This is a genomic window from Neoroseomonas oryzicola (assembly GCF_012163135.1).
Taxonomy (GTDB): domain Bacteria; phylum Pseudomonadota; class Alphaproteobacteria; order Acetobacterales; family Acetobacteraceae; genus Neoroseomonas; species Neoroseomonas oryzicola.
Window position 1 is genome coordinate 1,009,780 of record NZ_JAAVUP010000001.1, and the last position, 15,304, is coordinate 1,025,083.

Here is a 15,304-nt window from a genome sequence, read left to right on the forward strand (position 1 = left end):
ATGGACCAGGACACCCCCCCGAACGGCGCGGCCGAGGGCGCGCGCTCCATCACCGACGCCGCCGCCGCGCTCGCGACGCCGCAAAAGCGATCGCACCGCCCGGCGCGTGACGCCGAGGCGATCCGCCGCGCTTTCGAGACCGGCGCCTATCCCTACGCCACGCGGCTGACCGAGAAGGAATACGTCGCGCGCATCATGCCGCTGCAGGTCGAGCTGCTGAAGGCGCAGAACTGGATCAAGACCGCGAACGAACGCATCACCGTGCTGTTCGAAGGCCGCGACGCCGCCGGCAAGGGCGGCACCATCAAGCGCTTCATGGAACACCTGAACCCGCGCGGCGCGCGCATCGTGGCGCTCGAGAAGCCATCCGACCAGGAACGGTCGCAATGGTATTTCCAGCGCTACGTGAAGCACCTGCCCTCGGGCGGCGAGATCGTGTTCTTCGACCGGTCCTGGTACAACCGCGCCGGCGTCGAGCGCGTGATGGGCTTCTGCTCCGCCTCGGACTACCTCGAATTCATGCGCCAGGCGCCGGACCTCGAGCGGATGCTGGTCCGCTCCGGCCTGCGCCTGTTCAAGTACTGGTTCAGCGTGACGCGCGACGAGCAACTGCGCCGCTTCAAGGCGCGAGAGACCGATCCGCTGAAGCAGTGGAAGCTCTCGCCGATCGACAAGGCGAGCCTCGACAAGTGGGACGACTACACCGAGGCGAAGGAGGCGATGTTCTTCTACACGGACACCGCCGACGCGCCCTGGACGATCGTGAAGTCCGACGACAAGCGCCGCGCGCGGATCGAGGCGATGCGTCACTTCCTGTTCAACCTGCCCTACGACGGCAAGGACGAAAGCGTGGTGCACGAACCGGACCCGCTGATCGTCGGATCGACGGCGCATGTCATCGGGTCGAACACGCATATCCTGGGCAAGACGCTGCATCCGGAACAGCGGCGGCGCGTGGCCAGGTGACGGTGTGACGGGGAGGGCCCTGCCCTCCCCGAAATCCCCGATGAATCTTTCGGTTTCCAAAGGCCCTTCGGCCTTTGGTGGGGTGAGGTCCGGAGAGGGGCAAGGCCCCTCTCCGGGTCCGCCCGTCACCCCCAGAGCCGCGCGTTGCCGAGTTCGTCGGCAATGCGTTCGGCCGCCGCGTCGAGCAGCGCCTGGCCTTTCGCCGCCGTCGCCGCGCGTGCGTCGCCGATCACGCCCGATGGCGTGATCTCCTTGAACGATCGCCGGCGGATCATCGCCGCGGGCTGGCCCTCGGGGCGCGTCGAGTGCGGCCCGTGCGCGTCGACCAAGCGGTCGGTGCGCACCGCCTCGGGCAGCAGGGCCATGACCATGGATGTCTCGGCCTCGCAGGCGTGCAGCACGTTGGACTGGCGCTCGAGGATCGGCGCGAAGGCGTCGCCCGCCAGGTGCCAGTAGGTGCCGGCGGCGACCTTCAGGCCGAACTCGGTCTGGCATTCGCCGCCGGCGACGGCGACGGCCTCGGCATTGCCGCCATGGCCGTTGAGCAGCATCACGCGCTTGAAGCCCGCGCGCGCGGCGGACCGCACCACGCCCTTCAGCACGGCGGCGAAGGTGTCGTAGTCGAGCGTGACGGTGCCGCCGAAGGGCACGTGATGCTCGGCGAGGCCGGTCCAGACGCAGGGCATCACCACGGCGGGCCTGCCGGCCGCGACCATGCGGCGGGCGACGCGCTGCGCGACGCCGCTGGCGCAGATGATGTCGACGCCGGTCGCAAGGTGCGGCCCATGCTGCTCGAGCGAGGCGACCGGGACGATGACGAGCGCATCCGCCGCCGCGCGGGCGTTGAGCTCCGCGAAGGTGAGCCTCATCCATTCGATCTCGGTGTCCTGCGCCATGGCGTCCTCCGTCGTGCTGAGCCGGGCGGAGGATGGAACGCGCGCGGTCAGGCGTCGAGGGTGGCGAGGAACCGCGCCGCCTCGGCCCGCATCGCCGCGACCTTGCGCGGGTCCATCTTCGCCAGCGTCCGCAGCGGCATGGCCATCCGCGGGTTCGTGGCGAAGCGGTCCGCATGGCGGGCGATGAAGTCCCAGTAGAGCGCGTTGAACGGACAGGCGCGCGGGCCGGTCGACTGCTTCGGGTCGTGCGCGCAGCCGCCGCAATAATCCGACATCCGGTTGATGTAGGCGCCCGAGGCCGCATAGGGCTTCGACGCCATCACCCCGCCATCGGCATGGATCGCCATGCCGTGCGTATTGGGCAGTTCCACCCATTCGAAGGCGTCGGCGTAGACCGCGAGATACCAGGCGTTGATCTCGGCCGGATCGATGCCGGCGAGCAGCGCGAAATTGCCGGTCACCATCAGGCGCTGGATGTGGTGCGCGTAGGCCAGGTCGCGCGTCTGCGCCACGGCCTGTTCGATGCAGCGCATCGTCGTCGGCGCGCCCCAGTAGAAGCCGGGAAGCCGGCGGTCGGCACCGAGCGCGTTCTCCCGCGCATAGCCCGGCATCAAGTGCCAGTAGATGCCGCGGACATATTCCCGCCAGCCGAGGATCTGGCGGATGAAGCCCTCGGCGGCATTGAGCGGCGCGTGCCCGTCGCGCCAGGCCTGTTCCGCCGCGCGGCAGGCCTCCATCGGATCGAGCAGCCCGATGTTGAGGCTGGTCGAGACGAGCGAATGGAACAGCGTCGGCTGCCCCGCGGCCATCGCGTCCTGGTAGTCGCCGAACAGGGGCAGCCGGTCGCGGATGAAGGCGGCCAGCGCGGCGCGCGCATCCTTCGCCGTCACTGGCCAGGCGAAGCCCTCGACGGCGCCGAAATGCGCGCTGAAGCGCGCGGCCACCAGGTCCATCACCTCCCGCGTGATGGCGTCCGGCGCGAAGCGCGGCGCTTCGGGCGGCGTCAGGCCCTTGGGCAGGGCGGCGCGGTTCTCGGCATCGAAGTTCCACTTCCCGCCGGCGGGCTCGTCGCCGTCCATCAGCAGGCCGGTCTCGCGCCGCATCTCCCGGTAGAAGAATTCCATCCGGTAGGATTTCCGCCCTGCCGCCCAGGCGCGGAAGCGCGGCAGGGTGCAGAGGAAGCGCGCATCCTCGCGGATCTCGACCGGAACGCCCGCGGCATCCTCCCAGCCCAGCATGTCCTGCAGCACGCGCCATTCGCCGGGATGCGTCGCGACGATGCGCGCGGGCCGGTGGCGCGCGACGGCGCGCAGGACCTCCCCGCGGAAGGAGTGCGTGTTCGCCGGATCGTCGAGCCGCACCAGGTCCACCCGCACGCCACGCGCCGCGAGCGCGCGCGCGAAGTGCCGCATGGCCGACAGCACGAGGACGATCTTCTGCGGATGGTGCGGGACATAGGTACATTCGGCCTGCACCTCCATCATCAACACCACGTCGCGCGCCGGATCGAGGCCATCCAGCGACGCGACGTCGCGAGCGCACTGGTCGCCCAGCACCACGCGCAGCGTGCCGCCGCTCATGCCGGGGCGTAGAGGATGTCGGTGCCGTCATCCCCGCGCGCGGAGAACCCCACCCAGCGCCCGGCGGCATCGAAGGCGACGGATGCCGTCACCTCCCCGCTGCACTGGAATTCGGGACCGCCGGCGGCCCCGCGCCGTGTCTCCCAGGCCAGGTCCAGCGCGCGGCCGGTGGTGGTGCCGAACAGCGGCACGCGCCCGCCCAGCCGCCGCATCTCCCACCAGGACAGCGGCGCGGCGTCCTCGGGCAGGCGCTGCGGCCCCTCGGTGCCGTCGAGCAGCACGGCGCCGGCCACCCGCTCCCCGCGCACCTCGACGATGCGGCCATTTCGGTTCAGGCGGGAGGTCACGCGACGGAAGCGGCCGCCTTCGGTCACCTCCTCGTAGCGATGCTCGTAGCGGTAGACGACGATGCCGAAGACTCGCGGCGCGATCACCAGGTCCGAGGTCGCGACGCGTTCCGCCCCGCGCGTCGCGAAGCGCACCGTGTGCGTGCCCACGGCCTCGCCCTTGCGCAGGATGCGGAAGGCGATGTCGCCCTCAGCCGCGCGCGCCGGCCAGGCGAGCAGCGCCGCGGGCAAGGCGATCGCGTCGCGCCGCTGCATCAGCCGCGGCTCCGCACGGTCGACCGGCCGCCATCCACGGCGAAGACCTGCCCGGTGATCCAGCCCGCGGCGGGGGAGAGCAGGAAATCGGCGAGGGCCGCCGAATCCTCGCCCTCGCCCAGGCGCGGGATGGGGTGCTGCTTCGCGATCGCCTCGGCCATCTGCACGTTCCCGATCAGCGGCGCCGCCATGGCGCTGCGCGTCAGCGAGGGCGCGATGCAGTTCACCCGCACCGCCGGCGCCAGCTCGGCGGCGAGCGCCACCGTCAGCCCCTCGACCGCCCCCTTGGCGGCGGCGATGGCGGCATGGTTGGGGAAGCCGGCCCGCGCGGCAACCGTCGAGAACAGCACCACCGATCCCTGCGCCGCGACGAGCGCATCCTGCGCCGCCTGCACAGCCAGCGCCGCCCCCAGCGCGTTCAGCCGGAAGGCGTCGAGGAAATCGCCCTCCTGCGTCCGCTTCAGCGGCTTCAGCGCGATCGATCCCGCGCAATAGGCCAGGCCCGAAACGGATGGCCCCGCCGCCGCGACCGCTGCGCGCAGCGCCGCCGGGTCGGTCGCATCCGCCGTCACGGCAAGGCTGCCCGGAAGCTCCGCCGCCAGCGCCGCGAGCCGCCCCGCGTCACGGGCGACCAGCACCACCCGGTCCCCCTGCGCCGCGCGCCGCCGCGACAACGCCGCGCCCACCGCCCCCGTCGCGCCCACCACGATGACCGTTCCCGACATGCAACCCTCGACCGTTGTCTCGCCCGCGCGAGATGGGGCCGGCGCGCCGAAGCGGGAGGGGCCCCGCAGCGCCCGCGACAGGACGCGCGCGCCGTGGCAGGATGCGCGGCGACATGCGTCAGCTCCTTCTTCTCCGGCACGCGAAATCCTCCTGGGACGACCCGTCCCTTCCCGACCATGCCCGCCCGCTGAACGCCCGCGGGCGCCGCGCCGCGCAGGCCATGGCCGGCGCCATGCGCGACCTCGGCCTGTCGCCGGACGTGGTGCTGGTCTCCTCGGCGCGGCGCACGCTGCAGACGCTCGAGGCGATCTCGCCCTTCCCCGACAGCCCGCTCGTCGAGCCGATGGACGACATCTACCTGGCCCCCTGGCCAAGGCTGCTCGACATCCTCCGCCAGGCGCCCGAGACGGCGCGCAGCATCATGCTCATCGGCCACAACCCCGGCCTGCAGGACTTGGCGCTCGCGCTGGTCGGCGCGGCGGGCATGGCGACCGGCACGGCCTCCGCCAGGCGCATGGCCGAAGGTTTCCCGACCTGCTCGCTGGCCGAGTTCTCCATCGCCACGCCCTGGCACGACCTTGGCGAGGGTGGCGGCCGGCTGGTCCGGTTCCTGGTTCCGGCCGACCTGCCGGAGATGGCGCTGTGATCTCCGCCACCTCCGCCGGTCGGGCGATGCGCCAGCCGGAGGGCGAGGCCGAGCCCGCCGCCGAGCCGCCGTCCTCCGACCCGGACGACCGATCGCCCGGGGCGCTCACCCTCGACTTCACCCTGCCCGTCGAGGCCGCCGAGCGCCTGGCCCGCCTGCCCTTCCTGCAAGCCTGCCGGACCGACCGTGCCCGTCCCGCCGCGGCCGAGATCGTCTGGCTCGACACCGCCGACGGGGCGCTCGCCGCCGCCGGGCTGGCGGTCGCCGCCCCGAAGCGCGGCCCGCGCCAGCTTGTCCGCACCCTGCCCGGGGCCACCGCGCCCTGGCATCCGGGCATGCCGCCCGAGGCGGTGCGACGGCTCGGCGCCGAGGAGATTCCCGGCGAGGCCGGCGAGGGTCCGCTCGTCGCGGTCGCCGCCTTCACGGGGCGGCGCCTCGCCTTCCGCCTCGCGCTGCCGGACGGCGCCGTCGGGGGCGTGCTGCTCACAGGGCGCCTGCGCAGCGTGGCCGCCGAGAAACCCGTCGCGCGGCTGTCCCTGACCGGCGCGCATCCCGCCCTGCTCGCCGCCGCGCAGGGCATCGCGGCGGCCGTCCCGCTGCTGCCGCCGCTCGCCTGCCTCGCCGAGGAAGGCCGCGCGCTCGCCACCGGGACGGAGCCGCGCCCACACCGCCTCGGCCCGCCCGATACCTCCGAGGCCGGCAGCGTCGAGGACGCCTTCCTGCGCGCCACCGGGCATCTTCTCGAGGTGATCCGCCAGCAATCGGCGCGCATCCGCCACGGCGGCGGGCCCGAGGGCGTGCACCAGACGCGCGTCGCGCTGCGGCGCCTGCGCTCGGTCCTGCGGGTGTTCCGCGCCGCGACCGACGGCGCGCCGCTGCGCGCCCTCGACACCCGCTTCCGCGAAGTGCTCTCGGTCCTCGGCCCGGCGCGGGACTGGGACGTCTTCCTCGGCGGGATCGGGCGCCAGGTGAGCGAGGCCTTCCCCGACGAGAAGCGCATCGCCTCCCTGCTCCGCGGCGCCGAGGGCCGCCGCCACGCGGCCTATGAGGCGGTGCTCGCCATGCTCGGCGCGCCCGCCTGGCGGATGCTGCTGATCGACGCGACCGGCACCTTCCTCGCCCGCCCCTGGCGCGACGGCGCGACCGTCGAGGCGCTCGCCGCGCTCGACGCCCCGGTCGAGGCGTTCGGCCGCAGCATCCTCGAGCGCCGCTGGAGCCGGCTGCGCCGCGCCGGGGAGGATTTCGAGGAGCTCTCGGCCGAGGCGCTGCACGAGCTGCGCCTGGACGGCAAGCGGCTGCGCTACGCGGCGGAGGTCTTCGCGCCGCTCTTCGGCGCCAAGGCGGGACGGCGCTTCCTCCGCCGCGTCGCGGCGCTGCAGGAAGGGCTCGGCATCGCCAACGATGCCGCGGTCGCGCGCGGCCTGGCGCACAGCCTCGTCGTGCCTGGCCAGGCGGGGCGCCTCTGGGCGGTCGGCGTCATCGAGGGATGGTGCGAGGCGCGCGTCGCCGGTCACCGCGGCGATGCCTTCGCCGCCTGGGAACGGCTGAGCGGCAAGGATCGTTTCTGGACAGGCAACTAGCGACGCTTCCTCTCATCGCCTTGCGGATCACGATCAAAATTTGTCGGAACACTCTGCAACGGCGGGTTGCAGATGGCGTTTCATCGCGATAGCCATCGGGCCGTGCTTGAACGACGGCGCATCTTCAAAGGCCGCAGGAACCGTCCGCGCGTGCGCGGCGCGGCGCTCCTGCTTTCCGCCGCGATTGCCCTTCCGGTGATCGCGGCGGTCGCCGTGCCGTCCAATCTCTTCGGCTCCGCACCGACCAGCCGGGAATGGCGCGCCGAGGCGCATGCGATCCGCATCGTGGACGGCGAGACGATCGGGCTCGGCGACAAGATCGTGCGCCTTGCCGGCGTCGCCGCGCCGACGCGCGGCGAGGATTGCCGCGGCCGCGCCGGCGAGGTCTTCGACTGCGGCGCCGCTTCCGCCGCCGCGCTGATGCGCCTCGTCTCCGGCCGCCCCGTGACCTGCCGCATCGTGGGCCAGGACGGCTTCGGCCGTGGCCTCGGCCAATGCGACGCCGCGGGGGCGGATCTCAACCGCTCGCTCGTGCGCGGCGGCTTCGCCATCGCGAGCAACGGCGCGCTGCGCAGCGACGAAAGCCTCGCCCGCGATGCCGCGCAGGGGCTGTGGGCGAACGGCGCCGGCGCGCCGTCCACCTGGCGGCTGCGCGACTAGACCAGATCCCGATCAGGTGGCCTCACCTGATCCGGTGAAGATGCTCGCGAAGACAGAAGGCTCGAGGTGATGCCGTGAGCCATGGCGAACGGAGACGGCACAGGGCCGTTCCCGTCGACCGCGCGCGCGGCAACGTCTCCGGTCGATTGCTGGTGCGCGCATCTTCACCCCATCCATGATCCCTCCCTGTCAGGATCTGCCACGGCATCCCGTCCCGCCGCAGGCGAAACGCATGACCCGGATGTCATGCAAGCAAGGCGCGGATCGCATCGATCCTTCCAGCCATCTCCCCGCGTTTGCCAAGCCAGGGTGACGGCCGTTATCTTGCGGTGCATCAAACAGGCGGGGCCGCCCCTCAGCACCCCGCCCGAACGTCCCGAGGAACTTCCCGCATGAGCAGCAAGGCCACCGGCTCCATCACCGTCACGATGGAGGGCTCCAACAAGAGCACGACATTGCCGCTGCTCGGCGGGACGCTCGGCCCGCAGGTCGCCGACATCCGCAAGCTCTACAACGAGCTCGGCATCTTCACCTACGATCCCGGCTACGGCGCGACCGCGTCCTGCGAGAGCACGATCACTTACATCGACGGCGATGCCGGCGTGCTGCTCTACCGCGGCTACCCGATCGAGCAGCTGGCCGAGAAGTCCTCCTTCCTCGAGGTCGCCTACCTGCTGCTGAACGGCGAGCTGCCGAACAAGGCGCAGTACGCCGACTTCGACAAGGGCGTTACGCGCCACACCATGCTGCACGAGCAGCTGCGCCGCTTCTTCGACGGCTTCCGCCGCGACGCGCACCCGATGGCGGTGATGTGCGGCGTGGTCGGCGCGATGGCCGCCTTCTACCACGACAACCTCGACATCAACGATCCGGAGCAGCGCCGCATCGCGGCCTTCCGCCTGATCGCCAAGGTGCCGACCATCGCGGCCTGGGCCTACAAGTACTCGATCGGCCAGCCCTTCATGTATCCGCGCAACGACCTCGGCTACGCGGAGAACTTCCTCTACATGCTGAACGGCGTGCCGGCCGAGGAATACGTCAATAACCCGATCCTCTCGCGCGCGATGGATCGCATCCTGATCCTGCACGCGGATCACGAGCAGAACGCCTCGACCTCCACGGTGCGCCTGGCGGGCTCGACGGGTGCGAATCCCTTCGCCTGCATCGCCGCCGGCATCGCCGCCCTGTGGGGCCCGGCGCATGGCGGCGCGAACGAGGCGGTGCTGAAGATGCTCGCCGAAATCGGCAAGCCCGAGAACATCCCGGCCTTCATCAGCGAGGTGAAGGACAAGAACTCCCACACCAAGCTCATGGGCTTCGGCCACCGGGTCTACAAGAACTTCGACCCGCGCGCGAAGATCATGAAGGAGACCTGCCACGAGGTCCTCGCCGAGCTCGGCATCAAGGACGAGCCGCTGCTCGACATGGCGATCGAGATGGAGCGGATCGCGCTGACCGACGAGTACTTCGTGTCGCGCAAACTGTACCCGAACGTGGACTTCTATTCGGGCATCATCCTCAAGGCGATGGGCATCCCGACCTCGATGTTCACCGTGCTGTTCGCGGTGGCGCGCACCGTCGGCTGGGTGAGCCAGTGGAAGGAACTGATCGAGGACCCGTCCCAGCGCATCGGCCGCCCGCGCCAGATATACACCGGCGCGGCGGCGCGCGACTTCGTGGCGATCGACAAGCGGGGCTGAGGTTGTCGCCGGAGGGGCCCTGCCCCTCCGGACCACCCCGCCAAAGGCCGAAAGGCCCTTGGAACCCGTTAGATGGCCGGTTGGCGGAAGGGCACCGAGCGGCCGCAATGCGCGGATCGCCTTCGGTGCCCTTCCGCAAACCGGCCATTAAAGTATTGGTGTCCAGAGGCCCTTCGGCCTCTGGTGGGGTGAGCGCGAGAGGGGCGAGGCCCCTCTCGCTACGCCCTCACCCCCGCTTGTGACACGCCACCCAATGCCCGGGCTTCGCTTCGCGGAATTCGGGTGAGGTGGTGTCGCACAGTCCCTTTTCCGCGATCGGGCAGCGCGTGTGGAAGCGGCAGCCGGAGGGCGGGTTCAGCGGGCTCGGAATGTCGCCCTGGAGGCGGATGCGTTCGCGCTTGATCGTGGGGTCGGGGATCGGCACGGCGGAGAGCAGCGCTTCCGTGTAGGGATGCAGCGGGTCGGTGTAGAGGTCGCGCGACGGAGCGATCTCGACGATGCGCCCGAGATACATCACCGCGACGCGGTCGCTGATGTGCTCCACGACCGACAGGTCGTGCGCGATGAACAGGAAGGAGAGGCCGAACTTCTCCTGCAGGTCCTCGAGCAGGTTGATGACCTGCGCCTGGATCGAGACGTCGAGGGCGGAGACCGGCTCGTCGCAGATGATGAGCTTGGGCGAGACCGCGAGCGCGCGCGCGATGCCGATGCGCTGGCGCTGTCCGCCCGAGAATTCGTGCGGAAAGCGCGTCATGTGCTCGGGGCGCAGGCCGACGGTGGTCAGCAGTTCCGCGACCTTCTCGTCCCGCTCGCGCCGGTTCTTCGCGAGGCCGTGGATCTCCAGCGCCTCCCCGATGATGGCCGAGACCGTCATGCGCGGATTCAGCGAGGCGAAGGGATCCTGGAAGATGATCTGCATGTCGCGGCGGATCGCCGCGAGGTCCCGGCCGTTCAGCGCGCGCACGTCGCGCCCTTCGAAGACCACCTCGCCCGAGGTCGGTTCGATCAGCCGCAGGATGCAGCGGCCCGTGGTGGACTTGCCGCAGCCGGATTCGCCCACCAGGCCGAGTGTCTCCCCCGGGGCCAGGTCGAAGCCGACGCCGTCGACGGCGTGGACGTGGTCGACGACGCGGCGCAGCAGGCCGCCGCGCACCGGGAACTGCTTGACCAGGTTGCGGACGGAGAGCAGCGGCGTCTGCATCGGCGGTTCCTTCGCGGCGCTCACAGGATGCAGGCCACCTTGTGGCCGGGTGCGACCTCGCGCAGCGGCGGCTCGGCCGCGGTGCAGGCGTCGGTGGCGAAGCGGCAGCGCGCGGCGAAGCGGCAGCCGACCGGCGGATGCAGCAGGTTCGGCACGGTGCCAGGAATGGCCTCGAGCCGCTGCCGCTGCGTCGCGGCGAGATCCAGGCGCGGAATCGAGCGGATCAGCCCCTGGGTGTAGGGATGGCGCGGATTGCCGAAGAGCTCCCGCACCGGCGCCTCCTCGACCACCTTGCCGGCGTACATGACAACGACGCGCTGGGCGACCTCGGCCACCACGCCCATGGCATGGGTGATGAGCATCACCGCCATGCCGAGCCGTTCCTTCATCTCGGCCAGCAGGTCGAGGATCTGCGCCTGGATGGTGACGTCGAGCGCGGTCGTCGGCTCGTCCGCGATCAGCAGCTGCGGGTTGCAGGACAGCGCCATGGCGATCATCACGCGCTGGCGCATGCCGCCCGAGAACTGGTGCGGATAGTCGTTCGCGCGCCGCGTGGCGTTCGGGATGTGCACCAGGCTCAGCATCTCCTTCGCACGGTCCATCGCCGCGCGCTTGCCGAGGCCTTCCTGCTGGCGCACCACCTCCGCGATCTGCTCGCCCACCGTGTAGACGGGGTTGAGCGAGGTCATCGGCTCCTGGAAGACGATCGCGATCTCCTTGGCGCGGATCGGCCGCATCGCATCGCCCTTGAGCGGCACGAGGTCCCTGCCCTGCCAAAGGATCTGCCCGCCGGCGATCCTGCCCGGCGGCATGGCGATCAGCTTCAGCACCGTCATCGCCGTGACGGTCTTGCCGCAGCCGGATTCGCCGACGACGCAGACCGTCTCCTTGCGGCCGACATCGATGCTCACGCCGTCGACGGCGCGGATCATGCCGTCATCGGTCGCGAAATGGACCTTGAGGTCGCGGATCGAGAGCAGCGGTTCCGCCGCGGTCGCGCTCATGCCGAGATGATCCGGCGCGGATCCAGCGCGTCGCGCAGGCCGTCGCCGATGTAGTTGATCGACAGCACCGTCAGGAAGATTGCCATGCCGGGGAACAGCGCCCAGTGCGGCGCGAAGTCGAGGTTGTCCTTGGCGTCGAACAGCAGCCGCCCCCAGGTCGGCACGTCCGGCGGGAAGCCGAGGCCAAGGAAGGACAGCGTCGATTCCGCGAGGATCGCCGCCGCGACGTCGATCGACGCGGCCACGATCACCGGCCCCAGCGCATTGGGCAGGATGTGCCGCAGCACCAGCCGTCCGCGGGAGGCACCGAGGGCGCGCGCCGCCTCGACGAATTCCTTCTCGCGCAGGGAGAGGAACTGCGCGCGCACCAGGCGCGCCACCGGCATCCAGCGGAAGCCGCCGATCACCGCGACGATGAGGATGAAGACGCCCAGTTCCAGCCCCACCAGCCCCGTCAGCGTATCGCGGAACAGGTAGATGATCAGCAGCAGCAGCGGCAGCTGCGGCAGGGAGAGGAACAGGTCCGTCAGCCACATCAGGGCGACGTCCACCTTCCCGCCCGCCATGCCGGCGACCGCGCCGACCAGCACGCCGACGAAGATCGCGACCGCCATCGCCGCGAAGCCGACCGCGAGCGAGATCCGCCCGCCATAGAGGATGCGCGCCAGCAGGTCCTGCCCGAGGTCGTCGGTGCCGAGCGGATGCTCCCAGGACGGTCCCTGCAGCCGTGCGGTGAAGTCGATCTCGTCGATCGGCACAGCCCAGACCAGCGGGCCGATGACGACGGCGAGGATCAGCGCCAGAAGCACCACGCCGCTGATCACCGCAAGCCGGTGCTTGCGGAAGCGCCGCCAGGCTTCCTGCCAGGGCCCGATGTGCCGGCGTTCGGCGGCGGGGCTAGCGGAAGCTGATGCGAGGGTCGAGCCAGCCATAGAGCACGTCCGCCAGCAGGTTGAAGAGGATGACGAGGCCCGCGAAGACGAAGGTGACCGCCATGATCACCGGCGTGTCGTTGGCGAGGATGGCGCTGATCAGCAGCGACCCGATGCCCGGCACGCGGAAGATCTGCTCGGTCACGATGGCGCCGCCGAAGACGGCCGGCATCTGCAGCGCGACCAGCGTCACCACCGGGATCATCGCGTTGCGCACGATGTGCTTCAGCGTGATCCGCGCTTCCGACAGGCCCTTCGAGCGCGCCGTCGTCACGTGGTCGAGCCGCACCACGTCAAGCACGGCCGAGCGCACGAAGCGCGTCCAGGCCGCGCCCTGGAACAGGCCCAGCACCAGGACGGGCATGATCGACTGGCGGATCATCTCCCACCACCACTTCCAGCCCGTCGCCTCGATGTTCGTGCGGAACACGAAGGGCAGCCAGTCGAGATAGATCGAGAAGAACATGATCAGCAGCAGGCCGGTGAAGAACGTCGGCAGGGAGAAGCCGACGAAGGCCAGCGTGTTCGCGATCTGGTCGAAGATCGAATAGGGCCGCGTCGCCGCGAAGACGCCGACCGGCAGCGCAATGGCCAACGCCAGCACCTGAGAGGCGCCGATCACGGCGACCGTCGTCGGCAGCCGCTGCAGGATCAGCTGGTCGACCGGGATGCGGCTGACGAAGGAAAAGCCCCAGTCGCCACGCAGCATCGCGCTCAGCCAATGCAGGTAGCGCAGGTAGACCGGGTCATCGAGCCCAAGGCTCGCCCGCAGCGCCGCCCGCACATCGGGCGGCACCGCGGGGTTGGTCGCGAGTTCCTCGAACGGATCCCCGGGCGCGAGCGCGAGGACCGTGAACAGCACCACGCTGATCCCGAGCAGGCTCGGGATCGCGATCAGCAGGCGCCGGGTGACGTACTGGAGCACGCGCGGCGATCAGGCTTCGCGCGTCCAGTCGTTGAGATACCACATGGTGAGGTCCCATGCGCTCAGCACCGGGCGGAGGTTGTTCAGGCTCGCGCTCACCGTCGGGCGCTTCACCAGCGGGATGATGTGGTTGCTGCCGACCACCAGGTCGTTCAGCCGGATGAACATCGCCGCGCGCTTGACCGGGTCGAGCTCGCCCTGCGCCTCGCGGAAGATGCGGTCGTATTCCTCGCTCCGCCAGCGGACGATGTTGCGGCCCTGCCAGTTGTTCGCCTTGGAGGAGATCTCCCACGAGACGTACTGGTTCATGAACCGCTCAGGGTCGGCCTGCGGCATCGTCGTCGTGTACATCTGCATGTCGGCGTAGAACTTCGTGTAGGTGTCGGGGTTGGCGACATCCGACGAGAAGAACACCGACGCGGTGACCGACTTCAGCTCGAGGTCGATGCCCGCGCGCTGCGCCGCCTGCTTGTAGATCGCCTGGGTGCGCTGGCGCGGCGCGTTGACCGAGGTCTGGTAGACGAACTTCAGCCGCACGCCGTCCTTGGCGCGGATGCCGTCGCGCCCGCGCGCCCAGCCCGCAGCGTCCAGCAGCTCGTTCGCCTTCTGGATGCTGAACTCCCAGCGCATGTTCGGCGAGCGGAAGCGCGGGGGGTTGTTCAGGAAGTTCGCCGTCGCCGGCCCGCCACGCCCGTAGATGAACTGCTCGAGCGCATTGCGGTCGATCAGCAGCGCCATCGCCTGGCGCACCGCGGGATCGCGGAAGGCCGGATGCTGCGTGCGGATCGAGGCGCGCTCGCCGTCGACCTCCTGGTTCGGGTCGGTCGCGTTGAGCTGGACGAACTCGATGCTGCCGCCGTCGACGATGTTGATCTTGCCGCGGCCGGCCGCTTCCAACCGCTTCAGGATCTCGTCCTCGACCTGCATGTTCCAGGCGTAGTCGTAGTCGCCCGTCTGCAGCACGGCGCGCGCGGCCGAGACCGCGTCGCCGCCGCCCTTGACCTCGAGCGTGTCGAAGTAGGGGCGGTTGTTCATGTGGTAGTTCGGGTTCAGCTCGGCGCGCAGGTTGTCGCCCGGCGCGAAGGAGACGAACTTGTAGGCGCTGGTGCCCACCGGCCGCAGGTTGGCCGGCGCGTCGCGGGAATTGGCGCCGGCGTAGTCCTTGAACTGGTGCTTGGGCACGATCTGCCCGGTGCCGCCCACGAAGGCGTCCGCCCAGAACGGCGTCGGCTGCGGGAATTCGACGCGCACGGTGTAGTCGTCGACCTTCACGACATTGACGTCGCGATAGGATCCCGAGGTCACCGTCGCGACGGCCGGGTTCTTCGAGTATTCCCAGTTGAAGACGACGTCGTCGGCCGAGAAATCCTGCCCGTCGTGCCACTTCACGCCGCGCTTGAGCTTCCAGGTGACGGAGCGGCCGTCGGAGGCGAGCCCGCCATTCTCGACGGAGGGGATCTCGGCGGCGAGGATCGGCACCAGCGTGCCGTCGGTCGCCCAGCCGGCGAGCGGTTCGTAGAAGACGCGGCTCGCATCCTGGTTGGTCGTGCCGGCTGCGAAATGCGGGTTCAGCAGCGTCGCCGCCTGCCAGTAGAGGATCTTGAGCTGTCCCCCGCCCCCGCGCCGGGTGGGCTTGTACTCCGGCACCGACTGCGCCGCGGCGGGCGCGGCGCCGGCGATCGCCAGGATCTGCGTCGCCATCGGGGCGGTGAGGCCCACCGCCGCCATGCGCTTCACGAAGCCGCGCCGCGACAGCCGGCCATCCTTCACGCGCGCGATAAGGCCGCGAAGATCGTCCTCGGTCATGCCCACTTCTCCCAGTCGGCGCCTGGCGGCGCTCTGCCCTGACGTTAGCCTCAAACTGCAACGGCAGAGTGCGGCGCGCC

14 protein-coding genes are annotated in these 15,304 nt (G+C 70.5%); 5 read left to right on the top strand and 9 right to left on the bottom strand.

From position 1 onward, the window contains the following. A complete protein-coding gene (ppk2, locus tag GWK15_RS05005) occupies positions 1–966 on the top strand; it encodes a polyphosphate kinase 2 (RefSeq protein WP_168039641.1) in 966 nt (321 codons plus the stop codon). 125 nt (positions 967–1,091) lie between these two features. Here the strand turns inward: ppk2 and GWK15_RS05010 are convergent, their stop codons facing one another. The 4 genes from GWK15_RS05010 to GWK15_RS05025 are packed head-to-tail and all read right to left on the bottom strand — an operon-like array spanning position 1,092 to position 4,769. Then, positions 1,092–1,862, bottom strand: coding sequence for a creatininase family protein (locus tag GWK15_RS05010; RefSeq protein WP_168039643.1), 771 nt, complete (start codon positions 1,860–1,862; stop codon positions 1,092–1,094). Positions 1,863–1,909: 47 nt separating this feature from the next. Next, positions 1,910–3,442, bottom strand: a complete 1,533-nt coding sequence (locus GWK15_RS05015; RefSeq protein ID WP_168039645.1) for a cryptochrome/photolyase family protein — start codon at positions 3,440–3,442, stop codon at positions 1,910–1,912. Further along, positions 3,439–4,044 (bottom strand): DUF6134 family protein, encoded by a 606-nt coding sequence (locus GWK15_RS05020; RefSeq protein WP_168039647.1) that lies wholly within the window; start codon positions 4,042–4,044, stop codon positions 3,439–3,441. Before GWK15_RS05020 ends, GWK15_RS05015 begins: the two co-directional genes overlap by 4 nt. Further along, positions 4,044–4,769 (bottom strand): SDR family NAD(P)-dependent oxidoreductase, encoded by a 726-nt coding sequence (locus GWK15_RS05025; RefSeq protein WP_168039649.1) that lies wholly within the window; start codon positions 4,767–4,769, stop codon positions 4,044–4,046. The genes GWK15_RS05020 and GWK15_RS05025 overlap by 1 nt, the downstream gene beginning before the upstream one ends. Positions 4,770–4,882: 113 nt before the next feature. Here GWK15_RS05025 and GWK15_RS05030 point away from each other — a divergent pair, with 113 nt between their 5' ends. The 4 genes from GWK15_RS05030 to GWK15_RS05045 all read left to right on the top strand — a co-directional run bounded on the left by GWK15_RS05030 (position 4,883) and on the right by GWK15_RS05045 (position 9,356). Continuing rightward, a complete protein-coding gene (locus GWK15_RS05030) occupies positions 4,883–5,416 on the top strand; it encodes a SixA phosphatase family protein (protein WP_168039651.1) in 534 nt (177 codons plus the stop codon). Then, on the top strand, positions 5,413–6,996 hold the full coding sequence (locus GWK15_RS05035; protein WP_168039653.1) for a CHAD domain-containing protein: 1,584 nt from the start codon (positions 5,413–5,415) through the stop codon (positions 6,994–6,996). Before GWK15_RS05030 ends, GWK15_RS05035 begins: the two co-directional genes overlap by 4 nt. Positions 6,997–7,146: 150 nt before the next feature. After that, positions 7,147–7,656, top strand: coding sequence for a thermonuclease family protein (locus GWK15_RS05040; RefSeq protein ID WP_168039655.1), 510 nt, complete (start codon positions 7,147–7,149; stop codon positions 7,654–7,656). A gap of 392 nt (positions 7,657–8,048) precedes the next feature. Continuing rightward, a complete protein-coding gene (locus GWK15_RS05045) occupies positions 8,049–9,356 on the top strand; it encodes a citrate synthase (protein ID WP_168039665.1) in 1,308 nt (435 codons plus the stop codon). A gap of 226 nt (positions 9,357–9,582) precedes the next feature. Here the strand turns inward: GWK15_RS05045 and GWK15_RS05050 are convergent, their stop codons facing one another. From GWK15_RS05050 to GWK15_RS05070, 5 genes are read right to left on the bottom strand one after another with little or no spacing between them, the layout of a single operon-like run. Then, positions 9,583–10,557, bottom strand: coding sequence for an ABC transporter ATP-binding protein (locus GWK15_RS05050; RefSeq protein WP_168039667.1), 975 nt, complete (start codon positions 10,555–10,557; stop codon positions 9,583–9,585). A gap of 20 nt (positions 10,558–10,577) precedes the next feature. Beyond that, a complete protein-coding gene (locus GWK15_RS05055; RefSeq protein ID WP_168039669.1) occupies positions 10,578–11,561 on the bottom strand; it encodes an ABC transporter ATP-binding protein in 984 nt (327 codons plus the stop codon). Further along, positions 11,558–12,493 (bottom strand): ABC transporter permease, encoded by a 936-nt coding sequence (locus GWK15_RS05060; RefSeq protein WP_168039671.1) that lies wholly within the window; start codon positions 12,491–12,493, stop codon positions 11,558–11,560. The genes GWK15_RS05055 and GWK15_RS05060 overlap by 4 nt, the downstream gene beginning before the upstream one ends. Then, positions 12,459–13,418 carry an ABC transporter permease subunit gene (locus GWK15_RS05065; protein WP_168039673.1) on the bottom strand — a complete coding sequence of 320 codons (960 nt, stop codon included), beginning with the start codon at positions 13,416–13,418 and terminating at the stop codon, positions 12,459–12,461. Before GWK15_RS05065 ends, GWK15_RS05060 begins: the two co-directional genes overlap by 35 nt. Before the next feature lie 9 nt (positions 13,419–13,427). Continuing rightward, entirely contained in the window at positions 13,428–15,224 is a 1,797-nt protein-coding gene (locus tag GWK15_RS05070) for a peptide ABC transporter substrate-binding protein (protein WP_168039675.1), read from the bottom strand. Positions 15,225–15,304: the final 80 nt, after the last annotated feature.